Here is a 23,428-nt window from a genome sequence, read left to right as displayed (position 1 = left end):
CTATTTCATGGGACATTGGACTAGCGGTGAGAGCGAAGACTGTCCGACTGGATCACGCTTCGTTCGGGAAATGCTCATTCAACTGGGCGATCTCGGTGGTCGGATCGATCGGATTTCGAGCTGCGAGGTAGGCGCAGGCCGTGACCGCCAGCGCGGCCGAGACCGGCGCGAATGCGATTGCCAGATTGCTCGGGCGGGCCGCGCTTCATCGCCGCCGTGTGTTCCTCGAACAGCGTCGCCGCGCGCCGGTACGACAACCTGGCGTGCTGCGTGGTCGGGTCGACATCCTCCAGCGCCACAGACGGTTTCGCCTTGCGGTCGGTGAGAAACAACGGACCGCGCTTGCGGCCCGGTCCAAAGAGTCAAGCAAACCGACTCCGTGAAAGTCGGGGGTACATCACCGAGTGCATCCAACTCGGGGCGGTTCAGGGTCCACTGGCGTCGACGCAGTTGACACCGCGCTCCTCGCCAGCTGTGCAGATTTCGGGAGGCCTTCCGTCGAAGGCTGGTCAGCTCTGTGACGAACGTAATCGGCGGCGGCGACGGCGCAGCGCACGATCTGACCTGCGAACGCAACCACGTTGAAGTGCTCGCGCCAAGCGACGAGACGGCCAGCATCGTACTCGAACACCCCCGCAACTGTAGCAGAAGCGATGACACGCCCGTTGGACCGCAGAAGGTGATCGACGCGCTCAGTAAGGACAGTATTTCCTGTCCTCGCGATACTGTTTGTCTCGACAACGATGGTGTCAAGCCCCAGTAAGCGACGCGCCACCTTAAGGAATCTCACTGCGGATTGGGGGCCCCTGGTCACTGCCATGGGCTTCTGTTCCCACGAGCACCCAGGAGCCATAATCGCATGGTAGGAAGCGCACATGGCATCGAACGACTTACCCCACTGACGCAAGAAGTGGAGAGTCGTGGCCTCGAGGTCGTCAGGATTGACTACAGCATCTGGCATACGTGAGTCCTAATCGTTTAGTAGGGATGGGTTGTGGGTCGTTGGGCCCGGGTTTGTTCCTGGTGAGATCCGCCGTCGGGTGATCCCCGCTTTGGTTCCGACGTTCGGAATTTGTCAAGCCGAATGAGACCGCTGGGTGTGTTATGCGGCTGAGGTATCGGTCTCCTGGGTGTTGTCGTCGGCGGGTCGGTTGATCCAGACGGTGTGGGGCAGGTCGAGGATCTTCGGCGGTGTTGTGGTGGCGAAGCGGTGCGGGTGTCGGGCGCGGGCCGCGTCGAGCACGGTGCGCCGGTCGGCTGCTTTGCCGGTGGCCAGCCCGTAGTGGACATCGGCGGGTGTGTGTAAGCCGATGCCGGTGTGGCGGTGTTCGTGGTTGTACCACTGGGCGAATGAATCCATGAATTGTCTTGCCTCGGTGAGTGTTCCGAAGCGTTCAGGGAATTCCGGCCCGTATTTCAAGGTTTTGAACAGCGCCTCGGAAAAGGGGTTGTCGTTTGACACCCGCGGCCGGGAATGCGACCGGGTGACCTCGAGGTCTGCGAGCAGCGCTGCGACGGTCTTGGATGTCATCGAGGTGCCGCGGTCGGCGTGCACGACCTGCGGGACGGGCGTGGACACCGAAGATCTCCTTCATCAATTCCGTTGCCAGAACACCGGATTCGTGAGTATGGACATGGACACCGACGATGTAGCGGGAGTAGATGTCGATCATCACGTAGGCATCGAAATATTGGCCTTTGATCGGGCCGGCGAGCTTGGTGATGTCCCACGAATACACCTGCCGGGGCGCGGTGGCGACCAGCTCCGGACACACCTTCGCAGGGTGTCGCGCCAGTCGTCGGCGTTCGCCGACTTGCCGGTTTTCTCGCAGCACCCGATACATCGTGGACACCGAACACAGGTAGACACCCTCATCGAGCAGCTGGGCGTAAATCTGCAGCGGCGCCAGGTCGACGAACCGGTCGCTGGTGAGCACCGCCAGAATGCCCGCTCGTTCCAGGATGGTCAGCTTGTTAACCGGGTCCGGAGGCGGTGTCGTGGACATCGCCACAGTGAGCGCGGCGGCGGCCTTGCCCCGGCGGATCGCGGTTGAACGCACCAGCCCGGTCAACGACGCCGCTTGCCGGGTGGGCACCCCCACGGCGGTCAACGCCGTATACGCGGCGGTCAACGCTTCTTGCGCTGCTCGTCGGAATCCGCTCTCTCGGAAAGGTTTTCCAAGAGAGCGTGCGCTTTTCCCATAATATCCAGGGCGGCCTCGGTGGTCGACAGGCGCTTGTTCAGCCGGGCGTTCTCCCGCGTCAACCGGGCGATCTCGGATTGCTCGGCGGTCAGCTTGCCGATCTTGTCGCTGGGCTTGCGGCCCGCGAGCACCCCGGCGTCACGCTGCTTGCGCCACTCGCTGATCAACGACGAGTACAGGCCCTCACGCCGCAGATACCCACCGCCGTCGCCGTGCTCGACAGCGGCCTCGTAGGCCCGAAGATGAGCGAGCTTCTCGGCCGCGCTGAACGCGCGGCGCCGCTTGGGCTCGTCGGCTCGTGGCCCCGGTGAATCCATCCGTCCATTGTGGCCCCCGATCGTTGAGGTCCTCGTGCTGGTGGTCATGAAGAAGTTGATCCGTATCTCGCCCTGCGTGTCAGGCCGATTTGCTGTTAACCAGTGGACTCAACTCAGCCTGACACGCAGGGGTTCGACGTCTTGTGAAAGATCGGCGCGCCTGACGGCGGATCTCGTTGTGTGGTGGTGGGATTCCGTTGCTCAAGCCCACCCACCGGGGTGATCGCTCCACTCCACCAACATGATTCGCGGAGCGATCATTTCATACCCATCATCAGATACATTGAGCCGGTCATCATCTTCACCGAGTCCTCATCAAGTTCAATGAGCCAGGACAGCGATTACGTACAGGTCGACGTCCTCGGTCTCGATCATCGTCTGTTGTCCCGTGACAGCCAATCTTCCTCTTTGTCGGCGTCCTCCTCCCGAATGTGTCCCCAACCGCGCCAGTGGACACCGGGTGCTCGACCACGACGAGTACCTCGGCAAGATCGAGCGGGAGCCACGGGTACGCGGCCGCGGCCGGTGGCAGGCCCATGACGAGACCGGCCACGTCCTCCACAGCCGGGGGCCGTGGAACACCGTCGATTGCCGGGAGCTGCCGGGCATGACATCGCCGAGCGCGGCAAGCTGATCAGCGTTGATGTACACATAGCCCCACATCGACACGAAGTACGGGTCCGGCGCATCGGACGGCTTCATCGCGCGGAGGGTCTCTTCGAAGAACCGGCGGACACCGGCATCTTCGAACGTGACAACGAGATCCTGGGTTAGTGGCGTCAACGCCCTCGGGTAACCGTCGGCAGCATTCGCCCTGGTCAATAACACCGGTCGGCCAGGCCAGGTGGTCAACCAGTAGTTCCAGTCGACCAGGCAGCCCCGTGCAGCAGTCATAGGGATTAGATCCGTTCACTTCACTTCAGATAATTTATGTTCTATTAGATTCTTGGGGGGCAGATCTCGGCCTTCCGCGAGCGTGAAGCAGATCCGACAACGGGCCCTGGTGGGCGCCCAGCTCAGCCTTGGCCCACTCGGTGAGCTGGACCAAATCGGGATCTTCACCTTCGTTCCCGGCGACGATAGGGATTTCCCCGAGATAGATCATTCCGGTCGTGGCGTCGACGGTGACAGTTCGACCGGCCAGGTCGGCCAGGCTGTTCGCCCCGCAGCCGACGATGCAGGGCACGCCCATCTCCCGGCAGACAACCGCAGCATGCGAAGTGGAGCCGCCGAGTTCGGTGATCACTGCTCGGACAATTGACATCGCTGCCACGTCGTCCGGGTCCGTCGTCGGCCGGGCCAGGATGACGTCCTCGCCCGATTCGGCACGCTCGACGGCCTGCTCCGCATCGGTGACCACGACCCCGGTCGCGATGCCGGGGCAGGCCGGCTTGCCGACGGCGGCCCTGGTCGTGGCCGCGACCGAGGTCGGCGACAGATGCGGTGTGAGCATCGACCGGACGTGCTCCGGGCCCACGCGGTCAAGGGCATCGCTCACGCTGATGAGCCCCTCGCGGTGCAGCTGCACTGCGTGTCGCACCACGGCTTCCGGCGTGCGTTTCGCGTTGCGTGTCTGCAGCAGCCACAATGTGCCGCTCTCCACGGTGAATTCGATGTCCTGCACATCCCGTCCGTGTTCCTCGAGCAGCCGGGCCGCGGCCATGAGATCCGAATGTGTGTCCGGTAGTGCGGTAGCCAGCACGTCGATCGACAGCGCGTCGGCGCGGCCGGAAACGACGTCCTCACCTTGCCCGCCGGGCAGCCATTCACCGTAGGGTTCCGCGGCGCCGGTGAGCGGGTTACGGGTGAAAAGCACTCCGGTACCGGAGTTTTCGTCTAGATTGCCGAACACCATCGCCTGCACGGTTACGGCGGTGCCGCCCGCATCGGAGAGCCCGCGATCATGCCGGTACGCGATGGCCCGGGTCGAGTGCCAGGATTCCAGAACGGCGATAATGGCTTGCCGCAACTGTTCCCAAGGCTCGCCGGGCGCCGCAGCGCCCGTCACTCGCTCGAACTGCTCGCGGAACCGGCGGCGGGTGTCGGCAGCGTAGGCGGCGTCACCGCTTTGCTCGGCCAGCGCCCGCTCGATCTCGTCGGTCATACCGAGGTTGAGGATGGTGTCCATCATCCCGGGCATGCTGGTGGCCGCACCCGAGCGGACCGAGATCAGCAGCGGGCGCCGCGGATCACCGAACCCACGGCCGGTGTCCTGCTCGAGCCGGGCCATCGCGCCCGGTAGTCCGGCCCAGACGTCGGCAGGCAGTTGCCGATCGTCTGCGTAGTACCGCCGACACACCTCGGTGGTGAGGACGAAGGCAGGCGGTACCGGTATGCCCAGCGCCCGCATCCGTTCGATACTGAATGCCTTGCCGCCCAGCATGTCCCGGTCGGCGCCGGTGCTGCCGTCCAGGGTGAGGATCTGGGACGAGGTTGTCGTCGTCATTCCGCCCTCCCCGCAGCCGCCTCCGCCACGCGGGAGCGCCCGGTCAGCCCGATGAGATCTTCGTGCAGTTCGAACCAGACGGTGTGATAGCTGTCGATCAGCGGCCGGGCCAGCCATCCGTGCTCGCCGCTGAGGACTTTTGCCAGCGCGATGGAGAACCGATCGGGGTATGGTGCCAACCGGGGCGCGATGACGCAGATGCCGTGCAGTAGTGGAAGAAACCGCTCGTGCAGGCGCTCGAGCCGAGCGATGATCCCCGCGTCGTATTGGACGTCGCCGTGATCGTTCGGCACGAGTCCGTTTTTCAGCTGCCAGTCGGCGACCAGCTGTTTGAATTCGGTATTGAAACCATCGAATTCGTGGTAGGTGACCGACAGCGCGTCGAGATCGGTTCCGGAACGCTCGGACTCGATCAATGCCGCCAACCTGGATCGCCCCTCGGCAGTGATTTTCAGCCGGCCGTTCGTCTCGTCGACGAGACCATCGTCGAGCATCGGGCGTAGTGCCCCGGTCACCGAATCCGTTGACAGACCAGCACTTTCCGCGATATCGACCACCCGGGCACGTCCTTTCAAGCGCACCAGTTGCAGTACGCGAATCTCCACACTCATCTGCCGACCTCCGCTGCGACGTTGTCCGCCGCCCGTTCCTGGATCTGGACCAGCCCGGTGGAGCCATCCACCCGTAGCCGATCACCGGTTTTGATTGCGCGCGTACCGTTTCCGGTGTTGATGACACACGGGATGCCGATCTCGCGCGCGACGATGGCGCCGTGGCTGAGCGGTCCGCCGATATCGATGACCACCGCCCCGGCGACGAGAAAATACGAAGCCCAGCTGGGATCGGTGGTGGTGCAGACGAGGATCTCGCCATCCTCGAGATCACCCGCGTCGGCGTCGTGGACGACCCGCGCGATCCCCTCGACCGTGCCTGCGCTCACCGGCGTCCCGCGAACCTCCTCGACCTCCTCCTCGACGGCCCGGCCGCGCTGCGGCACGGGCAGACCGACCCACTGGTCGGGCAGTACCAGAGCGCGGTACTGCTCGTAGATACCGCGCCGTTCATCAACGCGCACAACGCAATCGGCGGGCAGCTCACCGGTCAGCTCATCGAAGGTCAGGAAATACACCTCATCGGCGGAGCGCAACAGACCTCGCGCCACCAGGTCAGCGCCGAGGACACGGGCAGCCGCCCGGGCGCCGTCGATGGTCTGTACGAACGCCGCCTTACCGACCTCGCGCAGCGGGATATAGCGCCGCGCGACCTTCAGCACCAGCCGGGCCTTGCGTCGGTCGAGGACACCGAGACCGGCGAACACCCGGCGCTCGGCCTCGGCCCGCTGCTGCTGCTGCCCTTCCGCGCGGACCAACGGCGACGAGGACTCCGGCAACCTCCGATAGGTCAGGACCAGGCGCTCCAGCGGCGCCGGATCCTCTCGCCAAGAGCGCGAGGAGATTTCGGCCTCGACGGGCCCGTGGTATCCATGGTCGGCCACGAACTGATCGAGGGACCGCGCCCCGCGCGAGACCTCCCACAGCTGGCCTGCAGATTTCGCCTCTTCGACATCACCGAATCCGGTGATCAGCGAGGTCGCCAGACCCACATCACCGCTGGCGGTTGTGATCTTGCTGATCTCATCGAAGATTCCGGTGCCGAGCAAGGTCACGATCGAATGCGGGCACATGACCTCTTCGAACCGGCGAGCGGCCTCTCTTAGGACCTCGCGCGCCGCCGCGGCGTCGGGGATGCCGCCGGGCGCGGTGACCGTGCGCCACCACAGGTCGGTATCAGTGCGCAGCTTCATGATCCGCGCGGGCAGCCGCAGCACATTCCAGGTCATCTTCATCGCGATGATCGGGTAGCGCCGCGTGGACGGATTGCTCTGTACCCCCGGCCGAACCGATCCCAGCAGCTGCTCCTCGAGCGCGTCTCCGGAGGTACCCGGCATCAGATCGGCGGCCCGCCGCAGACAGTCGATATTCGCGGTGAAGCGCCCGAACACCGCGGCAGAGAAACGATCATCGATCGACTCGGGAACCGTCACCGCGCTGCGCGGCAGGACACCGAGGTCACAGAACGCGCCCTTCATGCCCAGCTCGAGTGGATCACGCCAGAACGTCCAGCCCAGCGGTGTGGCGACACCCGGAAAGTTCTCCCGGGTATTGACGGTCGTCCACGCGGTGTCAGGAGAACCGATCTCATGCAAGGGATTTCTCATCGACCGTCCCCCTGGACCAGCCCGCGCGGTGCGTCGGCGCTGGATCGGCGCATCTTCTTCAGCGTCCACTCCGCGATCTTGGCGGTGTTGCTACTCATCGAACGAGGACTCCTTGGATATGGGTGGGATAGAGGCGGAGCGCGCCGTCATGCCGTGACGGCCGATGCGGACCGCCGCTTCATCGCCTGCTGATACTTGTCGAACCACAGCTCCTGATAGGTGGCGTAGGTGAACCGGCCGCGCTCGTCCTCCCACCGGTAGACGCTGTCGCGGAAGGACGTATTCGGCCAGGCCGGAATCGACGCGCAAGCAATCGCCTCACCCTGGAATCGGTAAACCTCGCCGGTCTCGTCCTGCGCCTCGATCTCCTGGCGCATCGGCAGATAGAGCCGCGGGTGATACTCGAGCACATTGCGGCGCACCCGCGTGATCGCCCGTGACTCGTCGCCGCACTGCACCCAGGCATAGTGATGGGAGGGCCGGTCGCCCACCTCGTAGAGCCCAGCCCAGGCCGGGTCGGTGTCGAGCGGCTCGAAGCTGATCTGGTTGAAGATCAGATCAGGACCGAAGTACATCGGCGACCAACCCACCGGCGGAATAGGCACGGCCCCACGCGTTTCGACGCGGATCTGGCGCCAGGATCGGTCGCGCGGCGCGTAGCAGTCAACGGCGTACCGCTCGCCGTGCAGGACCAGTTCCCCGGTGACGTGCATGACCTGTTCACTACCGCCCGGTTCGCGACCGAGGTCGCCGTGGTGATCTTCCTCGCCCGGCATCACGTGGCCACGGGCGAGCAACGGGGTGACCGCGTCGGCCACGATGTCGAAGGAGGTGTCGCCGTCGCTGCTGCGGTAGGTCAGCCTGGCAGTGCGGCCGGGCTCGGTGAACTCAATAGTCAGACCGTTGGCCGTGGTAATCGTGTTGTCCCGCACGGTCGGCCAGGGCATGGTGATCTCGTAGTCGAGGAAGGCCATATCGGTGTACTCGATATTGTCGGTCCCCTGGAAGATGGCTACCCCGCCCTGCGACAGCGGGAACTCCGGCTGATAACGCACGTAGAGGAATGCGCCGATCCGCGCCTCCGGGATCGAGAAACCGAAGTAGTGGGTGTGGATCAGATGCGGATCCCAGTGCTCGTCCGCAACAGGCAGGGGAAGCAGTAGATCCGTTTCTGGGGGATGGATTCCGAGTGGCAAGGTCTCGCCCCTTTCAGACGTCGACCGCAACAGCGCGCGTCGGCGACGGCACGGAAGACGAAGCCGGTGCTTGCCCGAGCGACGTGAGCTTCTGCCACAGCGACCCAGAGGTTGCCTGATCAGGGCGGGCGACAGCGAGGCCGATGATCCACACGCAGAACAGCGAAAGACACAGCGTCACAAAGCAAGCCAGATACGTCCAGACGTAGGAGACGTTGTCCTGATTGAGGGCGGCCCACATCGGCCACGCCGCAGCGCCGTTAGCGATGCCGTCCGCCATCGGAATGCACGCGATCACCGCAGGCAGCTTCCACCACGTATTCAGGCGCGGCCGCAGATGATAGATCAGCGCACCGGCCAACATCGGCATGACCGGATTCACGAAACCCCACCACAGCGGGAAACCCCACGGGTTCAACGGCTGATGACCGTAATAGAGATAGGTCTTGGCCAAGATGCCCGGCGTTTCCAGGAAAACGTCGACTACGCAGTCGACCGCCCACAGCGCGAACAAGTTCTTCATGGTGACACCACGCTGGAACAGCCGGTACGCGAGATAACCGAGCCCGCCGACGTACCACGGGTAGACGAAGCAGATATACAGCGGCATCGTGCGGTCCAGCACCGTAAACGTCCCGAGCGCACCGTTCTCCTTCAGGTACACCAGGCCGAGAACATCGACAATCGGTTCCATCGCCGCCGCAAACGCGCCACCAATGATGCAGTAGAGCAGTAGCGGTCCTTTGCCTCTGACCAGTTGCCGGATCGCCAGAGCAAGGGCAATGCCCAGCGGGATGAAGATGAAGACGTTGAAGACCGTCTCCGCCGTCTTCGGCATCACCTCGTCCACCGGCGGCTGCGGTATCGCCGCAAGCATCGTCGTCAACATTCAGCACTCCCATCGTTGCGAGAGCCGGGTCACGTCGATTGCCACGTTGTGACCCCGCTCACCTCTCGGGTTTTGAATCTACAATATAATGAAGATGTTTTCAACGATGAAGGTCTTTTCATTAGACGAGGGTTCAAATCTGACAGGATGGGTATCGTGGAGCAGGACGCACCGAACAGGACCTCGACACGCAGTGACCGCCAACGCGAGCGCACGCGGCGAAGGCTGCTGGACGCAGGGCGGATCCTGATCGCGGAACGGGGGGTCGCCGGGCTGCGAATTCAGGAGATCACCGAGCGTGCCGACGTCGCGCTCGGCTCGTTCTACAACTACTTCGCCACCAAGGAGGACTTGGTCGAGGCCGTCGTCACCGAGAGCCTCTCCGAACTCGCGGCGGCGACGGTCGGCGCGGTGACCGATGACAAGGATCCGGCCGAAATCGTGGCAAACGGATGCCTGCTGGTGATCCGCCTGGCCGACCGGGACCCCGACTTCGCACGCCTGATCGTCAACCTGAGCCATGCCGAAACCCTGTTCGCCGCCGCGATGGGACCGTATGCGCGGGTGGCGGTCGAGCGCGGGATGCAGACCGGGCGCTTCGTCGTTGTCGACATTGAGGTGACGCTGACCGCGGTGATCGGTGGCGCGTTCGCGCTCATCCGGGAAATTCTCGAGGGTCGCCAGGGCGGCGCGGCGGCGAACGCCTTCGCTAAGCACGTTCTGGCGGCATTGGGCCTGACCGCGAGCGAGGCTGCCGCGGTCACGGAAGCGGCCGAGGCGAGCCTGCCCACCTGAGTGGTGGACCCGAGCCGCAATGATCGTCGACAGGTACATCGGCGGGATCTTCGAGTCGGCGTTCGCCGATCCCGAGATCGGCCCCAAGCTGGTGTCGACCGGCGGTGTTCTGGGCTTCGAGTTCTCCGACCCGGACCTGGTGTTGGTCGTCGATACACCCGCACCGCACAGGCGGTGCACCTGGGCGCCGCGCACCTGGCTCGATCGACCGCAGTCCTGCGGATGAATTGTCGGTTTAGAGGTCGGTGGTGGTGAGGTAGAGCTCGCAGGCGCAGTCGAGGGCCTCTTCGGGGGTGCCGGCGAAGGTGCCGGTGTGCAGGATCGAGTCCTGGTAGGTGTCGGTGCTGGCGAGGTAGAGGGCGAAGCCCCAACTCGATGCCCTCATTGGACATCGCTCCGAGCCCCGGAGGTTGCGCTGGCCAGCATGCCATGCCAGCACAGGGCGCGGTCGGTTTCAGGCGTCTTTCCGACGGATGGACCATTGCATCTTCTGAGAGATTAGCCTCGGAGATTCATCGAAATTGGTGACATAGAGTGTGGGTCTTGGCCCATTGTGCTTGTGCCAGTGGACCTTCCGGATCTATCGAGACTCTTTCACCTTTGATGTTGACCTTGGTGGCTGCCTCCCAACGGCGGCGGACGGTTTGGTCGGTGAGTCGGGCGTAGTGGGCGGTCATCTGGGTCGATTCGTGATCGAGAAGGACTCGGATGACTTCTTGGGGGACGTCCCGATTGATCAGGCGGCAAGCGAACGTGTGGCGCCACTGGTGGGGCGTGAGGTGCACGGGGTGGCCGTGCTCGTCGTGGATCTCGCAGGTGGTCAGCCAAGAGTTGAGCATGTTTCGATAGCTGTAGTAGGTCATCGGGTTCTGGCCACCGGCGTTGCGGGTGGGTGCGGGGAACAGGTGCGGGTGAGGCTCGGGCCAGTGGGCCGCAACCCGCTGCTGCTGGGCGCGTATTTCGCGTTTCGAGTTCTTCGTCGATCGGGACGGCGGCCTCGCGGCGCATCTTGTTGTTGAAGTAGCGCAGGTAGGCGGCTTTCTGCCCATCATGGAGCAGACAGTCGAAGGGCAGCGTGCAGGCGTCGGTGGCGCGCCGCCCGCACCGGATCAAGATGATCGTGATCAGTCGGCCTTCGGCGTTGGGCCACCGGTCGAGGTTGGCCGGTGGGCAAACTCCGGCAAAGGGTGGCGCGCTGGAGACTTGCCCGGCGGTGGGCTCCCGACCTGACGGACCTGAACTCCCTGGTACGCAGTGACGCTGTCTGACAATCGGCAACTCGGGGGACGCTCACGATCCCGAACCCCGATGCCGATACCCGTGCGGCCCGCTCGTCTGCCACGGCCGCCGCTATCTTTATTTGCAGAGGTGGCGCTGCGGATCGCATATTGACTAGGAAAGTGCGCTGGTGAGTAGTGCCTTGGCCACCTCGCTGGAGAAAAGATGGGTTTGGGCTGTGGCGCCGGGTCGCGAGCTGGGTCAGCCGCGGAGCGCGGTGGTTTCGCGGGTGAACTGGCGGTGGCCGATCAGCTTGTAGGCCAAACGGGCTGGCGCGGGTATGACCTGCATGAACCTCTGGCGTTCCGCGTCGTCGGCTTCCTCGGTGATGTGGCCGAGGATGACCAGTCGCCGGGTGAGCGGGATCGCGCTCATGCCGTGCTTGCCCAGTGCGTCCCATTCGCTTTGCGTCAAGGTGACCGAGACGACCGGGAGCAGCTTCTGCTCCTCCTCGGCCAGGTGATCGATCAGTGTCGGCATCGTGGCTTCGATGCGGGCGGCCATCTTCTCGCCGGTGGCTGCGTCCGCGGTCGCTGTCCACACCGGCAGTTCCGCGTTGACGGCTGTGACGGTGTCGTCGACCTGTGCGTGCTGTGCGTCCATCCGGTCCATCAGATCCGGGTCGAGCGTGGTTCGCTTGCGCAGCAACGGAAAGAACATTTCGTCCTCGCCGGTGTGGTGCGTGTGCAGGAAGTCCAGCATCTCCCGGGTGTGCGCGCCGATGACCTTTGATCGTGCACGGTCGTTGGCCGCGGAGCGAAACAGTCGGGGGAGTTGGCCGAACTCGCGCCGGATGACACGGTGGATCAGAACCATCTCGTGGGTGTCGACCCCGGGGCCGGAGGTCCTCACCGTGACTCCTCGATGGTTGCGGCGTTCTGGACAGCCTCGGGAGTGGGGAACTCGTTGTGGTGGGCCTGGGCCCAGTCGGTAAAGCTGCGTGCCGGGCGGCCAGTGACTGCGGTGATGTCACCTGTCGGCTCGGAGTTATACGGTTCCACGGTGGAGCGGAAGAGCTCGATGACGGCGTGCGCGAGCTCCTTGGGCATGCCATAGGACACCATCTGCGCGAGCGTGCTGGCCGGGTCGGCTTCGGCGTAGCGCAGGTCGCGGCCCAGCACCTGGCTGAGGATTGCGACCTGGTCGGAGGGGCTGAGCGGCTCGGGGCCGGTGAGCTCGTAGACGCGGTGATTGTGGCCGTCTTGGGTGAGGCAGGCCGCGGCGACCGCTGCGATGTCCGCCGGGTCGACGACAGCGGCCCGGCCAACGGCGAACGGGGCGTACACGACCTGATCGGCCGCGATCATTCCCGCCCAGTTGAGCGCGTTGGACATGAACGCGGTGGGCCGCAGGAACGTCCACCCGATGCCGCTGTCACGGATCGCCTCCTCGCCGGCCCGGTGCAAGGTGGTGATCGGGTCGGCGGCGTCGTGTCCGACGTTGCGCACGGACAGCTTGACGATCCGCTCCACGCCCGCTCGCTGCGCCGCGGCTATGAGCCGGTGATCGTGTGCGGCGATGTGGAGCCCGTCGGTTAGCAAGAACACCGCGTGTACACCGTCCAGCACGGGTGCCAGATCGCTGTCACCGAGATCGGCCACGACTTTCTGGGCGCCGTCGGGGAAAACCGCGCCAGGATTGCGGGTGAGAACCCGCATGTGACCTGCCTGGGTGGGGAGGAGCGCTGTGATGACTTCCGAACCGACAGTGCCGGTGGCTCCGGTAATCAAAATCATGAGTTCTGGTCCTTTGTTTGAGATTGGGTTTCGGGGTGAGTTGGGAGTGGGCGCAGCTCCCGCGGGACGGGCACCGCCCCGCGATGATGCGGTGGGCCAGCTGACCCTCGTTTGGCGTCTATGAGCATCAGATCGACTGTTGCCATCCACATTGGTCAGCTTTCATTACTAATATAGTCATACATCCGAACCGATGACAACAGTGGCAGGTACGAGGTCGCCGAGGGGCAGGTGGCACATGCGGAACGCAGCGTGCACAGCTCCGCGGCACGCGCCGCCGCCGCGGTCGAATCGGCGGCGGCGTAGGGTGTGAACCTCGCGGGATCAGGCGGGCGATGGAGCTGGGAGCGGCATGGACGACGAGCAGCGGGTTGATCTAGGGGTGTCGTTGTTCATCCCATACCGGTACACCGAGGACCGGATTTTCCGGGCCCTGCAGGATGCCGGGTTCGACGACTGGACCCTCGCCCAGTGCCGGGTGTTCCAGCGCATCGCTCAGGACGGTTCGCGCCTCACGGACCTCGCTGACCAGGCGCAAATGACCAAGCAGAGCGCCAGTGCGATGGTCGATCAGCTGGAAAGTCTGGGCTACGTCCGCCGGGTCCCCGACCCCGCGGATGGCCGCGCCCGACTGATCGTGATCGAGCAACGTGGCCGGCGGGCGGTCGAGGTAGCCAAGGCGACACGCGACGAGATCCTCGCGGAGTGGAAGGAATACCTGGGCACCCGCAACTTCACGCTGCTGCAGCAGATCCTGGATCAACTCCGCGAGATCACCGACCCCTACGCGCGGTAGACCCGGCCACACCGAGCCGTCCGCACCGATTCCCGCTGGCCCCGAGCCGCCGGAACTGGCGGGCGCCAACAGACCTCGACTCCACTTTGACATAGTCAGGATTATTGACTAAACTGGTTGATGATCCTGACGATGTTCCGATGATGGGCGGCTGATTGCCGCGGTGCACAGCGCCCAGACGAGCCGGACCGTTGCTGGACAGGCCGCCGCCGGCAGAGGCCTGAGGGGTCCGACACAGCATGGGCGGGAATCGGGCCCCTGCCGCTCGGCCGCAACACCAGCACGCCCATTCATCCTTCGATAGAGAGCGAAGTATCGTGAAGTTTCTTGTTCTTGGAGCAACCGGACGCACCGGCGTCCTCTTCATGAAAAAGGCATTAGACCAGGGACACCAGGTCACTGCCCTCGTTCGGCGGGCCGACGCCACCGATGATCCGCGTGCTCAAATCGTCGGCGGCGACGTCACCGACGCCACCGTGATCGCGACGGCAGCCCGAGGCCACGACGCGATCATCAGCACGCTCGGAGTGAAGAACGCCCGCGAGACCCCAACGCTGATCACCGACACCGTCCGCGCAGTCATCGCATCCGCGAAAACATCAGGCGTTGACCGTTTCGTCATCCTGTCTGCGTTCGGAGTCGGCGACTCCCTCGCCAAGGCCTCATTCCTTGTCGGCCCCATTTTCCGAACCGTGCTTCGGAAAACCTACGCAGACAAAGCCGCATCGGAAGTGCTCTTGAGGGCCAGCGATCTGAAATGGACCCTCGAATACCCCGGAGCATTGAACAACGGTGACAGCACCCGCTACAACGCCGTTGCGCTCGCGGACGTCACGAAATTGCCGATCTTCCCCTCAACCTCTCGCGCAAACGTCGCCGACTTCCTCCTCCACTCCGCCGTGGAAGACACCTTCATCCGTCAGATCGCCGTAGTCACCGACGCCAAATAGGTCACCGATGCAGGCCCAAGAAACACCGATCACCAGCGCCGTCGCCGCTCCGGTCATGGCGGCACGGTCATGTAAGAGATAACCCGTGAGTCCAGCGATTGCTTACTGAGCACCTGTGGACCGCTCCGCCCCTGGACCTGGGGATTTTCGTTCTGTTCGGATGGGTTGGCGTGTCTTGACTGAAGTTCAGAATTAATGAAGTAGGTTCGGGCGATCCGAAGGATGATTGTCTGAGCTGAAGGTGGGGTCGCGGGTTGAGCCTGGCTGTGGTGCGGGATCTGCGCGATCTGCGGTCTCCGGCGACTCCGGAGGAACTCGCGGACTTCGAGACCGATGTGCTGGCGGGGTTCGTGCTGGCTCGTGCGTCGGCCGGGTTGGCGGACGGCACGATCAGCGGTGATGTGAACCACTTGGAGCAGGTGCGGGCGTGGTTCTGTAAACCGTTGTGGGACATGGAACCCGCTGACGCCGACGCCTACTTCGGGCAGGTGTTGCGCGGAGCGGCGAAGGGCACCCGTTTGGGGCGGGCACAGGCGTTGACGACGTTCTTCGCGTTCCTCGAACTGCGGCACAAGGTCGAAATCCACGCGATGACGGGCCGGGTTGTCGAGTGCCCCATCGATGAGATGAACAAGCCGCGCGGCCTCAAGCAGGCGGCGTTGCGGATACCGCCGACCGAGGCCGAGGTCAAGGTGCTGTTCGCTGGGTGGCGCGAGGAGTTGACGAGTTGCCGCAAGTTCGGCCCGACTGCCCGCAATTATGTTGCGGCCCAGTTGATGTCACAGGTCGGACTGCGCGTGAACGAGGCCCGGAACCTTGATCTTGCCGACATCAAATGGGAGCTGGGCAGGTTCGGCAAACTGCACGTCCGAATCGGCAAGGGCGCTCGCGGAAGCGGCCCACGGGAGCGGATGGTGCCGCTGATCAACGGCGCCGACCGGACAGTGCGTTGGTTCGTCGAGGACGTGTGGGGCCATTTCGACGACGACCACCAGCGGCCCGGTGCGCCGTTGTTCCCTTCGGAGCGCAAGAACACCGACGGAACCTGCCGCAGGGTGGGTGACGACGCCCTTCGTGCGGGCCTCGCCGGGGCAGCCGGCACGCACCTGCCGGGATGGGCTGACACCCTCACTCCGCACGTGTTGCGGCATTTCGCGGCGAGCCAGCTGTATTTGTCGGGTGTGGATCTGATCGCGATCCAGGAGCTGTTAGGGCATTCCTGGATCTCTTCGACTCTGAATTATGTTCACGTTCACCGGACCCGGAGGCTTATTCATAAGCCTGTCCCGCAATCGGCTGTGGCATAGCAACTCTCGTGGCCTGTGTGGCCGGTGAGACGGTGATCGCACTGCTTGATACGTCGGCGCGTCGCAGCCGAATTGGCAACGGCCCTCATGTATCTCAGTTCGTGGAGTTACGAAGTCTACGAGCGAGAACGAGGGCCGTTGCGGTACAAGGCTATTACGGGGCTGACCGATGGGCAACTGACGGAACTGACTGCCCGGGTACACGAGACCGTCGGCGGGTTCGAGTCGGCCGGTCGCCCTTACGCGTTGAGCTTGTTCAGGTCTGTCGCTTTGGTGGTGTCGTTGATGCGCAGAAACCTCGTCCAGGATGTCGCGGGCGCGTTCTTCGGGATCAGTCAGTCCACGGTGAGCCGCCGCTGGGATCTGCTGCGACCGGTGATCGCTGACGTACTCGAAGAGTTCGTTCCCAACCCCCGCGACGTCATCGGAGTCGGGTCCGTGCTGGTGGACGGCACAATCTGCCCGACCTGGGACTGGTCGGCGATCCCGGACCTGTTCTCCGGAAAAACCCAGTATCCGGGGTTCAACATCCAGATCGCCGCCGACCTCGACGGCAGGCTCGTCGCGGTCGGCATGACGATCGTGCACGGCGCCCGACACGACGCGCACGCATACGCCGCCTCCGGACTCGCCGACCTTCTCGCCGAGATCGACACTGTCGCCGATTCCGGTTACGTCGGTGTCGACGGAATCGATCTGGTGCCCTACAAGAAACCTCCGGGCCGCGAACTGCACGAGAGCCAGGCCGCGTTCAATACCGCACTCTCCGGAATCCGGGCCGCGGTGGAGCGAGCCGTCGCTCACCTGAAGACCTGGCGCATGCTCAGCGAGGAAGGCGGCCGCTACCGCGCGCCAGTCCACAAATTCCCCTCTGCCCTGAAAACGATAGTCGCACTGCACTTTTTCGCGGAGGCTTATGAATAACGCTCCCGGATCGAGGACGCCTGGGTCGCGGGCCAACAACGCGCGGCGCATCGCTTGGAAGGACTGCTGTCATGAAATGGAACCTGCGCCTGGCCGCCGCCAACCGCGGCATCTGGAAGGCCAGTGAACTTCAGCACCTGCTCGCCGCGCACGGCCTGGTGATCAGCGCCGGGAAGATGTCGGGCTTGTGGTCGGGCAACCCCGCGAGCATCAAGCTCGACGATCTCGACATCATCTGCGTGGTGCTGGGCTGCCCCATCGGGGAAATTCTTGTCCCCGAACCGGAGAAAGTCCAAAAACCTGGCACTGCAACGATTTCCAAAGCTGTTGCCGCCGGAAACAATGGCCCTGTCGTGACCCCGAAACGCCGCGACGGCCGCTCACTGCCACCGGAGTGACCGGCCGCGGACCCGCAGCGCGGACCTGCGCAGGCTGCTTGGCCTGGGGCAAATTCGGCCGAGGTCTGTGCGCGGCGTGCTACATGTTCACTCGCGACCACGCCGTCACAGAATGCGCCGGCTGCGCACGCATCGTCGCTTTGAAGAACAAGCACTGTCGATTGTGCTGGAATCAGGCCCGCAAACTCGCCCGAGAAGCCGACGGTCTGGTGCCGACCACCGCCGTCGACCACCTGCACGAGGTTCGTTACCACCAACTGTTCTTCGCCGATATGGGCTCGACCCGCGGCGCGACAACCGACCCGCCACGCCGCTACGCCCGGCGCGGCAGGCCCCTCAAACCGTCACCGTCACCAGCTCATCGGCCAGATACCAGCTGCATGCAGATGTTTCTGTTCGACAGTCCCGTGCGGGATTACCTCCGCTTCGATGAGCACGCCGACACCGACACCGACACCGACAACCGATGGCTGCGCTGGGCTCGCTACCTCGCCCACCAGACCGCCGAGCGGCGCGGTTGGTCACGCGGGGTCCGAGACGATGTCCAACGGTCGCTGATCATTCTGCTGTCGCGTCACATCGACGGCGATGTGGTGCATTACTCGGCGATGTTCGCGGCCCTGCGGGCACTCGACCTCACTGTCGATCATGTCGGCTACGTGCTGGGCGAGATGGGCATCCTGGTCGATGACCGGCAACCGTCGTTCGAGGATTGGCTGGAAGGCAAACTCGACGGCATCGCGGCGGGTATCGCCCAAGAGACCGAGACATGGCTACGGACCCTGCGGGACGGCGGCCCACGTGCTCGGCCCCGCAAGATCGGCACCGTCTGGACCTATGCGAACACGATTCGTCCCCTCCTGCTCGACTGGTCCGCCCACCGCGACCACCTGCGCGAGGTCACCCGCGACGATGTGATCGCCGCACTCGAGTCGTTGCACGGCTCGGCGCGACAGGGCACCCTGGTCGTGCTGCGGTCACTGTTCAAGCACTGCAAGAAAACCCGCGTCGTCTTCATCAACCCAACCAGCCGAATCCGGGTCGGCGACCGGGGCGCGAAGCTTATCCAGCCCCTCGACCCCGACCAGATACAGCGAACCGTCAACGGTGCCGCGCGCCCCGCCGATCGGCTGATAGTTGCACTGGCCGCCGTCCACGCCGCCCGCTCAGCAACGATCCGGGCTCTGCAACTCGACGACGCCGACCTCGGCAACCGGCGCCTGACCATCGCGGCCCATGTCCGGCCACTCGACGAACTCACCTACCAGCTGCTGCTGGAATGGCTCAACTACCGTCGAACCCGCTGGCCCTACACCGCCAACCCGCACCTGATCATCAACAATCAGACCGCCCACAAGCTCACGCCGGCCAGCGCGCACTGGATCGGTGACGGATTCCGTGGACAGCACGCCACACTCGAACGCTTACGTGTCGACCGCCAACTCGAGGAAGCCCTCACCCAAGGTCCTGATCCTCTACACCTGGCCGTCGTCTTCGGCTTGGACGAGAAGACCGCCATCCGCTACGCGGCCGCAGCGCGGCAGCTTCTGGAAGCCGAGATCGAGCGACATGCTCCGAGTTGAGACGAACCCACGGGTCGAAACAACTCGCAGACTGAACGAACCCTTGGGTTCCCGGTGAAGAACCCTCAGTTCGCTTGAACCCGCGGGAGCCAAGGGGGTCCGGGAACATCTTTGAGAAATCCGGCGCTTAGCAGTTACCGCAGATAGTTACTCGCTATGCGCGATAGCTCGGATGGCGACCTGGTGCTTTGACCGGGTCGGCGGTGGTCGACTCTGGAAACTATGCGCGGCACATGTACGACGAACTCGACGACGACGGCAAACGCCCAGGTCGATTCGCGCTACCGCCGGATTCCGCGCCACTGCTCCTCATGGCCCGATACCGCCGGACAGGTCGGAGAATGCGGCCGTCAGAGCCGGTACATTTGCCGCATCGGCATCCACGGCCCTGGCAACGGTCTCGGTGACGCCGCGGGCGGCGTGCGTGGGCAGCGCGGCGACCGCGGCGCTGTAGTCCTTGGCTGCGGTGCCGAGCATATCGCGCACAGACCGCCACGCTGCGTCCAGTTCGCCGACCATAACTGTCACTGTGCCCCGCACCGCACACTTGCCGCGCAAAGTGTCCGTTCCGATCTGAATTTATCGACGACGTCATCCTCGACGGCAACCAAGTGCTGCTCGGGGTAGAGGAGCGTCGGCCGGAAATCCCGTTAGGCATAGGTCGCGGGTCGTCCTGGTCCGACGTAGCCGTCAGCCGAGGTGACTTGGGAAACTATCTGCCGTACAACGCAATCGGATCGCATCCGAAGCGGTACGAACTGCCAGGTGGACGGCGCTCCATGCCACTACCGCCGGATTTCTGGCGGATGTACCAACCCCGAGTCGAACAGCGCCGTAGTGAACAGGACTTCGATACCCACCACTGTTCGAAGTCCTGTTCACTCACACCGGAATCCGCAGGTCAGCGGTGAACGCGACTTCGAACATTCACAGGTGTACCCCAACCAGACGGTATCGCTGGGTGGCCGGATCTCGTCCGGCGCCCCATTGAGGGCGGCTAGGGTCGCCGACGTGGATGAGCGCGGTGAACAGAACTGGTATCCCATATCGCAGATCGGGTGGTTCACCGACCACACTCGCGAGGGCATCACCGTTACCCGCGACCAGATCGAACTGTTCAAACCCGCGCTAATCCGAGCCGTATCGCCTCGACGACGACACCGTGAACCGGTCCATCCGGGCCTACCGAAACCAGCGAGACGACCTGGTGCTGTTCGGCAACCAGGCCGACCGATGGGAGCGCGAGGCAACCACCCCTGCCCAACGCACCGACGTGCGCACCTACGTTGCGGCGATCGACGAACTCGCCGGCCTCACCGAGGAAGTACTCGACATCTGCAACGTGCTGTCTGGGCAGACGATCGAGAAACTGATGGCGATGTCGGACCTCGAAGTCGGCCTCGACGCACTGAAACGACTGGCAGACTGTCCGACTGACCCTTGCCGATTCAACCTTATCGACGGCCAGAGGCCCCAGTGACCCGCCCTTATTCGCCCGCGATCTCGCCTTTACCCTTGCCTTTGCCTTTGCCTTTGCCCCCACCCTTGCCCTCGTTCCCGGCACCGCCCGCGCGACCGCCATCGTCGGAACGCGGCGGCGCAGAGGGCCCGAAGACCTGCACGGGTTCGACAGCACCGGCCTGATTCCCGAAGTCGGTTCCTGTGCCCGTGGCACCACTTCCGGGGGTCGGCTCCCCCGCCTGCCCTTCTCCCGGTCCCGGGTCCAGCGCCTGGGCGGTGGCGACGCCTGCGGACAGGAAGACCGACAGGATGCCGACCGCGGCGGCGGTCGCGATTTTGTGAGTCAACGTGTAGCCCCTTCTCGTGCCGGACGTGGTACGTGTGTGATCAACCGATCCAGCCTAAAAGCGGGCAGGGGCCTCGTTGCTGACCCTCAGTCCTGCGGCGATTCCCGTTACCGGTGGTCAGGGTCCCGGTGTCGGGCGGCGGAGGCGCGCGGCTCGCGCTCTCAACCGCTGCTCCAGGGAGGGCCTTCTCGGGGGAGTTCCGGGCGGATCCGGCAGCCGCAAGGCCTCGCGGCGGCGGCCGAGCCCCACGGAGTAGCGGAAGTACCGAATACCGCTGACCACCGCGACGGCCGACAGAGTCCACAACGCCGCCGTGCGCACCCAGTGGAAGTCGCCACCAGACGTCAGGGTGATGAGGCCGATGCCCGCAGCAACTAGGACGAACAGAGATCTGGCGGCCCGCTTGCCGTATTCTTCACGCTCCGTGAGCGCATGTACGCGCTCGTAGACGTACCTGCTCAGGATGGTCTGCGCGTGATTGCCGTAGCTGTCATTCCACACGCCCCCCGTCGCGAAGCGCTCGACGAGTTCGGCGTCCCGGAGCAGTTGGGTCCGGGTATCTCGCCGGTCTTTGAAGTACGCGAGCGTGCCGACGATCAGAGTTGCGACAGCTCCCACTACGCCGACGACGAGGGTGACAAGTTCCGCGGGCACAGACGACAGTTTTACGCCGACGTGTCCATGGGAGGTGTTCGCCCCCCGCTCGGTCAGGCGGCCATGTCCGCAACGTCGAACAGCGTCAGCTCCCGCGCGGCCTGGGCGCGCTCGCGTGCCTCGCAGGTCGGGCCGATGCGGCGCGCGACCGAGTCCGGCGACATGAGCCAGCCGTGGCAGCGGCGGCAGTGCACTACGAGCTTCACCGTGGGCTGCTCGTCGGTCTCGGCCATAGCGCTCTCCCTCCCGGCCACGGGCAGATATGCCCGACAGCCTTCCACGCACCACCGACACGATCGGGCGCGCAAACGCCTACTCCGTCCCTGTGGGCCGGTGGTGGTAGTCGGGCCGCAGGGTCACGGCGTATTCGCCGAGGGTGTTGTGACAGGCGACGCTGTAGGCCACCACCCGGCTGGCGTCGCTCGGGCTGTGGTGCACCTGGGCGATGACGCCGGTGCGGCGCACCGCCGCAGGGTCGTCGGGCTCGACACCGCGCCCGTGTGTGTCCGACCACCAGGTGACCGCCAGCGAGTCAGGCGGCAAGCGACCACTGCCCAGCGGTGGTGTCCCATCGGTCGAGTCCTTCGCCGGTGATCGCCTCGACGAGCGCGGAGATGAGGATCTCGGCGACGGGTGGGGTGTCTGCGTTGCCGTACTGGCGCACCTTCTGCCGCTTGTTGCCGAGCACGGTGTATCCGGCTGCGAAGGTCATCGCGGCACTGACCCGGGCGTTGTCCACGTCATTCGCCCGGAAGAGCCAAGCCCGTCTATCTTCCTCTCTGTGCAAGAAACGCTTTGGTGTGCAACAGGTTTCGTACGTAGGTCGCCTTCCCGCGAACCACCACCTCGGGGAACTCATGCGCCCCAGGACTGTGGCAATCGCTGTACCGTCTCCTACTGCCCGCCCTTCCCTTCCTACCGGAATCAGGAATGACCGAATTCACCACGACCCCAATCGACATCCTCGAAGCGTTGGCCCACAGCTACGGCGCCCGCACTCCCGAGGAGCTGGCACACGCACTCGATCAGCCTGCGGATACGGTGGCCGACACACTCGCATGGCTCGAACATCACCACTACACCGAACGGGCCACCGCATGGCATCTGACTGCCGGAGCCGCGTACATGCTCGCGTCCACCTACCAGCTGGCCGAGGCCGAGCTGCAGGTCCTGCGCGACCTGAAGGACTGCGGTGGTGCCCGCACCATCGAGGAATTGGCCTACAACTCCGGCGATGACGAAGAACAGCTCGCCGGCACCATCTATCGGCTGCTCGACAATGGTTACCTCCAGCGAATCACCGCCTGGCGTCGCACCCCCGATGCCCTCTTCGCGAAACAGCGACTCCGCAGACAAAACCACCACGACCAGGGACCGGGGGTCGAGGAGCAGCCGCCCGGCGGGGGAGTAGCTCCGATACCGGTCCGTTTATTACCCACGGCCCCCTAATCGAAGTGGAATGTGGACAACCGGGATGGGTTCTACGCTAGCTTCGGCTCCTGTGCCGGAGCTTGCTCCGGCCCAGAGTTGAACTGTTGCAGGGAGTCTCACAAATGAACAGCTACGCGGGCCGCCACAGCGGCGTTACCGGAATGCGCAGACCACCGGCCCGTCGAGTCGCACTCGCGACCTGATTGTTCGCCGCAGGGGTGGGTCTGGCTTCGGCCCTGGCCCCGCAAGCCACCGCTGCCCCGGCCCTGATCGCCTGCGGCGCAGGCCAATATGAAAACGTCGACCACGACTGCGTCCCGCGCCCGAAGCAGGCTCCCGCCGCCCCCGACGGGGCAACAGCCCAGTGCAAGGACGGTACCTACAGCTTCAGCCGACACCGCACAGGCACCTGCTCGCATCACGGCGGTGTCGCCCGCTGGTTGGTCGCCCTGCCGTAACCGTCGGTGAGAAACTCCGAAGTAGTCAGACGATCCTGGA

The 23,428-nt window shown here is 64.4% G+C and carries 27 protein-coding genes and 2 pseudogenes; 11 read left to right on the top strand and 18 right to left on the bottom strand.

The features are described from left to right. Positions 1-397: 397 nt before the first annotated feature. The 8 genes and pseudogenes from ACV7NQ_RS25605 to ACV7NQ_RS25570 all read right to left on the bottom strand — a co-directional run bounded on the left by ACV7NQ_RS25605 (position 398) and on the right by ACV7NQ_RS25570 (position 9,231). Positions 398-820, bottom strand: coding sequence for a limonene-1,2-epoxide hydrolase family protein (locus ACV7NQ_RS25605; protein ID WP_463361967.1), 423 nt, complete (start codon positions 818-820; stop codon positions 398-400). Between the two features lie 282 nt (positions 821-1,102). Then, positions 1,103-2,521 (bottom strand): annotated as a pseudogene (locus tag ACV7NQ_RS25600) (IS3 family transposase). A 321-nt stretch (positions 2,522-2,842) separates the two neighbouring features. Next, a complete protein-coding gene (locus tag ACV7NQ_RS25595) occupies positions 2,843-3,415 on the bottom strand; it encodes a hypothetical protein (RefSeq protein ID WP_463361966.1) in 573 nt (190 codons plus the stop codon). Positions 3,416-3,449: 34 nt separating this feature from the next. Continuing rightward, entirely contained in the window at positions 3,450-4,967 is a 1,518-nt protein-coding gene (locus ACV7NQ_RS25590) for a pyruvate, phosphate dikinase (RefSeq protein WP_463361965.1), read from the bottom strand. After that, the gene (locus ACV7NQ_RS25585) at positions 4,964-5,578 is read right to left on the bottom strand and encodes a helix-turn-helix domain-containing protein (RefSeq protein ID WP_463361964.1); all 615 of its coding nucleotides are present in this window, start codon (positions 5,576-5,578) and stop codon (positions 4,964-4,966) included. The genes ACV7NQ_RS25590 and ACV7NQ_RS25585 overlap by 4 nt, the downstream gene beginning before the upstream one ends. Continuing rightward, the gene (locus ACV7NQ_RS25580) at positions 5,575-7,185 is read right to left on the bottom strand and encodes a PEP-utilizing enzyme (RefSeq protein ID WP_463361963.1); all 1,611 of its coding nucleotides are present in this window, start codon (positions 7,183-7,185) and stop codon (positions 5,575-5,577) included. The genes ACV7NQ_RS25585 and ACV7NQ_RS25580 overlap by 4 nt, the downstream gene beginning before the upstream one ends. A 146-nt stretch (positions 7,186-7,331) precedes the next feature. After that, the gene (locus ACV7NQ_RS25575; protein WP_463361962.1) at positions 7,332-8,381 is read right to left on the bottom strand and encodes a DUF7064 domain-containing protein; all 1,050 of its coding nucleotides are present in this window, start codon (positions 8,379-8,381) and stop codon (positions 7,332-7,334) included. Between the two features lie 13 nt (positions 8,382-8,394). Further along, complete coding sequence (locus ACV7NQ_RS25570) at positions 8,395-9,231, bottom strand: hypothetical protein (RefSeq protein ID WP_463361961.1); 837 nt, start codon at positions 9,229-9,231, stop codon at positions 8,395-8,397. A 186-nt stretch (positions 9,232-9,417) separates the two neighbouring features. On the opposite strand from ACV7NQ_RS25570, the gene ACV7NQ_RS25565 reads away from it, so the two are divergent. Both ACV7NQ_RS25565 and ACV7NQ_RS25560 read left to right on the top strand, forming a co-directional pair. After that, a complete protein-coding gene (locus tag ACV7NQ_RS25565) occupies positions 9,418-10,065 on the top strand; it encodes a TetR/AcrR family transcriptional regulator (RefSeq protein WP_463365814.1) in 648 nt (215 codons plus the stop codon). Between the two features lie 19 nt (positions 10,066-10,084). Continuing rightward, positions 10,085-10,219: pseudogene (locus ACV7NQ_RS25560) on the top strand (sterol carrier protein); the annotation flags it as partial. An 81-nt stretch (positions 10,220-10,300) separates the two neighbouring features. On the opposite strand, the gene ACV7NQ_RS25555 reads toward ACV7NQ_RS25560, so the two are convergent. The 4 genes from ACV7NQ_RS25555 to ACV7NQ_RS25540 form a co-directional block, all read right to left on the bottom strand. Continuing rightward, complete coding sequence (locus ACV7NQ_RS25555) at positions 10,301-10,450, bottom strand: hypothetical protein (protein ID WP_463361960.1); 150 nt, start codon at positions 10,448-10,450, stop codon at positions 10,301-10,303. Positions 10,451-10,577: 127 nt separating this feature from the next. Continuing rightward, positions 10,578-10,928 carry a tyrosine-type recombinase/integrase gene (locus ACV7NQ_RS25550; protein WP_463361959.1) on the bottom strand — a complete coding sequence of 117 codons (351 nt, stop codon included), beginning with the start codon at positions 10,926-10,928 and terminating at the stop codon, positions 10,578-10,580. Positions 10,929-11,544: 616 nt separating this feature from the next. Then, a complete protein-coding gene (locus tag ACV7NQ_RS25545; RefSeq protein ID WP_463361958.1) occupies positions 11,545-12,195 on the bottom strand; it encodes a hemerythrin domain-containing protein in 651 nt (216 codons plus the stop codon). Then, positions 12,192-13,079 (bottom strand): NmrA family NAD(P)-binding protein, encoded by an 888-nt coding sequence (locus ACV7NQ_RS25540; RefSeq protein WP_463361957.1) that lies wholly within the window; start codon positions 13,077-13,079, stop codon positions 12,192-12,194. The genes ACV7NQ_RS25545 and ACV7NQ_RS25540 overlap by 4 nt, the downstream gene beginning before the upstream one ends. Before the next feature lie 352 nt (positions 13,080-13,431). Between ACV7NQ_RS25540 and ACV7NQ_RS25535 the strand changes: the two genes are divergently transcribed. The 6 genes from ACV7NQ_RS25535 (at position 13,432) to ACV7NQ_RS25510 (ending at position 19,037) form a co-directional block, all read left to right on the top strand. Further along, positions 13,432-13,875: a MarR family winged helix-turn-helix transcriptional regulator gene (locus tag ACV7NQ_RS25535; RefSeq protein ID WP_463361956.1), complete on the top strand. Its 444-nt coding sequence runs from the start codon at positions 13,432-13,434 to the stop codon at positions 13,873-13,875. A gap of 317 nt (positions 13,876-14,192) precedes the next feature. Next, complete coding sequence (locus ACV7NQ_RS25530) at positions 14,193-14,825, top strand: NAD(P)-dependent oxidoreductase (protein ID WP_463361955.1); 633 nt, start codon at positions 14,193-14,195, stop codon at positions 14,823-14,825. A gap of 254 nt (positions 14,826-15,079) precedes the next feature. Further along, complete coding sequence (locus tag ACV7NQ_RS25525) at positions 15,080-16,132, top strand: tyrosine-type recombinase/integrase (protein ID WP_463361954.1); 1,053 nt, start codon at positions 15,080-15,082, stop codon at positions 16,130-16,132. 87 nt (positions 16,133-16,219) lie between these two features. Next, positions 16,220-17,056: a transposase family protein gene (locus ACV7NQ_RS25520; RefSeq protein ID WP_463358528.1), complete on the top strand. Its 837-nt coding sequence runs from the start codon at positions 16,220-16,222 to the stop codon at positions 17,054-17,056. 71 nt (positions 17,057-17,127) lie between these two features. Beyond that, entirely contained in the window at positions 17,128-17,454 is a 327-nt protein-coding gene (locus ACV7NQ_RS25515; RefSeq protein ID WP_463358449.1) for a helix-turn-helix domain-containing protein, read from the top strand. A 161-nt stretch (positions 17,455-17,615) separates the two neighbouring features. Next, entirely contained in the window at positions 17,616-19,037 is a 1,422-nt protein-coding gene (locus ACV7NQ_RS25510) for a hypothetical protein (RefSeq protein WP_463358450.1), read from the top strand. Between the two features lie 309 nt (positions 19,038-19,346). Here ACV7NQ_RS25510 and ACV7NQ_RS25505 read toward each other — a convergent pair whose 3' ends face one another. Next, the gene (locus tag ACV7NQ_RS25505) at positions 19,347-19,556 is read right to left on the bottom strand and encodes a hypothetical protein (protein ID WP_463361953.1); all 210 of its coding nucleotides are present in this window, start codon (positions 19,554-19,556) and stop codon (positions 19,347-19,349) included. 643 nt (positions 19,557-20,199) lie between these two features. Between ACV7NQ_RS25505 and ACV7NQ_RS25500 the strand changes: the two genes are divergently transcribed. Beyond that, positions 20,200-20,517, top strand: coding sequence for a hypothetical protein (locus ACV7NQ_RS25500; RefSeq protein WP_463361952.1), 318 nt, complete (start codon positions 20,200-20,202; stop codon positions 20,515-20,517). Positions 20,518-20,524: 7 nt separating this feature from the next. Here the strand turns inward: ACV7NQ_RS25500 and ACV7NQ_RS25495 are convergent, their stop codons facing one another. The 5 genes from ACV7NQ_RS25495 to ACV7NQ_RS25475 all read right to left on the bottom strand — a co-directional run bounded on the left by ACV7NQ_RS25495 (position 20,525) and on the right by ACV7NQ_RS25475 (position 22,211). After that, on the bottom strand, positions 20,525-20,845 hold the full coding sequence (locus ACV7NQ_RS25495; protein ID WP_463361951.1) for a hypothetical protein: 321 nt from the start codon (positions 20,843-20,845) through the stop codon (positions 20,525-20,527). 117 nt (positions 20,846-20,962) lie between these two features. Then, positions 20,963-21,499: a hypothetical protein gene (locus tag ACV7NQ_RS25490; protein ID WP_463361950.1), complete on the bottom strand. Its 537-nt coding sequence runs from the start codon at positions 21,497-21,499 to the stop codon at positions 20,963-20,965. A 53-nt stretch (positions 21,500-21,552) separates the two neighbouring features. After that, positions 21,553-21,732: a DUF6011 domain-containing protein gene (locus ACV7NQ_RS25485; RefSeq protein ID WP_463361949.1), complete on the bottom strand. Its 180-nt coding sequence runs from the start codon at positions 21,730-21,732 to the stop codon at positions 21,553-21,555. A gap of 79 nt (positions 21,733-21,811) precedes the next feature. Beyond that, positions 21,812-22,042 (bottom strand): hypothetical protein, encoded by a 231-nt coding sequence (locus ACV7NQ_RS25480; protein WP_463361948.1) that lies wholly within the window; start codon positions 22,040-22,042, stop codon positions 21,812-21,814. After that, complete coding sequence (locus ACV7NQ_RS25475; protein WP_463361947.1) at positions 22,032-22,211, bottom strand: hypothetical protein; 180 nt, start codon at positions 22,209-22,211, stop codon at positions 22,032-22,034. Before ACV7NQ_RS25475 ends, ACV7NQ_RS25480 begins: the two co-directional genes overlap by 11 nt. Positions 22,212-22,429: 218 nt before the next feature. Here ACV7NQ_RS25475 and ACV7NQ_RS25470 point away from each other — a divergent pair, with 218 nt between their 5' ends. Next, complete coding sequence (locus ACV7NQ_RS25470) at positions 22,430-22,948, top strand: hypothetical protein (protein WP_463361946.1); 519 nt, start codon at positions 22,430-22,432, stop codon at positions 22,946-22,948. A 200-nt stretch (positions 22,949-23,148) separates the two neighbouring features. Then, positions 23,149-23,388 carry a DUF3761 domain-containing protein gene (locus ACV7NQ_RS25465; protein ID WP_463361945.1) on the top strand — a complete coding sequence of 80 codons (240 nt, stop codon included), beginning with the start codon at positions 23,149-23,151 and terminating at the stop codon, positions 23,386-23,388. Positions 23,389-23,428: the final 40 nt, after the last annotated feature.

Source organism: Nocardia sp. Tas62D01, assembly GCF_055232035.1.
This window is presented reverse-complemented; position numbering and strand designations above follow the sequence as displayed.

Coding starts and splice junctions, on each gene's coding strand:
- ACV7NQ_RS25605 (WP_463361967.1), bottom strand. CDS start 820: ATGGCAGTGACCAGGGGCCCCCAATCCGCAGTGAGATTCCTTAAGGTG.
- ACV7NQ_RS25595 (WP_463361966.1), bottom strand. CDS start 3,415: ATGACTGCTGCACGGGGCTGCCTGGTCGACTGGAACTACTGGTTGACC.
- ACV7NQ_RS25590 (WP_463361965.1), bottom strand. CDS start 4,967: ATGACGACGACAACCTCGTCCCAGATCCTCACCCTGGACGGCAGCACC.
- ACV7NQ_RS25585 (WP_463361964.1), bottom strand. CDS start 5,578: ATGAGTGTGGAGATTCGCGTACTGCAACTGGTGCGCTTGAAAGGACGT.
- ACV7NQ_RS25580 (WP_463361963.1), bottom strand. CDS start 7,185: ATGAGAAATCCCTTGCATGAGATCGGTTCTCCTGACACCGCGTGGACG.
- ACV7NQ_RS25565 (WP_463365814.1), top strand. CDS start 9,418: ATGGGTATCGTGGAGCAGGACGCACCGAACAGGACCTCGACACGCAGT.
- ACV7NQ_RS25555 (WP_463361960.1), bottom strand. CDS start 10,450: ATGAGGGCATCGAGTTGGGGCTTCGCCCTCTACCTCGCCAGCACCGAC.
- ACV7NQ_RS25550 (WP_463361959.1), bottom strand. CDS start 10,928: ATGACCTACTACAGCTATCGAAACATGCTCAACTCTTGGCTGACCACC.
- ACV7NQ_RS25540 (WP_463361957.1), bottom strand. CDS start 13,079: ATGATTTTGATTACCGGAGCCACCGGCACTGTCGGTTCGGAAGTCATC.
- ACV7NQ_RS25535 (WP_463361956.1), top strand. CDS start 13,432: ATGGACGACGAGCAGCGGGTTGATCTAGGGGTGTCGTTGTTCATCCCA.
- ACV7NQ_RS25520 (WP_463358528.1), top strand. CDS start 16,220: ATGTATCTCAGTTCGTGGAGTTACGAAGTCTACGAGCGAGAACGAGGG.
- ACV7NQ_RS25515 (WP_463358449.1), top strand. CDS start 17,128: ATGAAATGGAACCTGCGCCTGGCCGCCGCCAACCGCGGCATCTGGAAG.
- ACV7NQ_RS25505 (WP_463361953.1), bottom strand. CDS start 19,556: ATGGTCGGCGAACTGGACGCAGCGTGGCGGTCTGTGCGCGATATGCTC.
- ACV7NQ_RS25485 (WP_463361949.1), bottom strand. CDS start 21,732: ATGGCCGAGACCGACGAGCAGCCCACGGTGAAGCTCGTAGTGCACTGC.
- ACV7NQ_RS25475 (WP_463361947.1), bottom strand. CDS start 22,211: ATGACCTTCGCAGCCGGATACACCGTGCTCGGCAACAAGCGGCAGAAG.
- ACV7NQ_RS25470 (WP_463361946.1), top strand. CDS start 22,430: ATGACCGAATTCACCACGACCCCAATCGACATCCTCGAAGCGTTGGCC.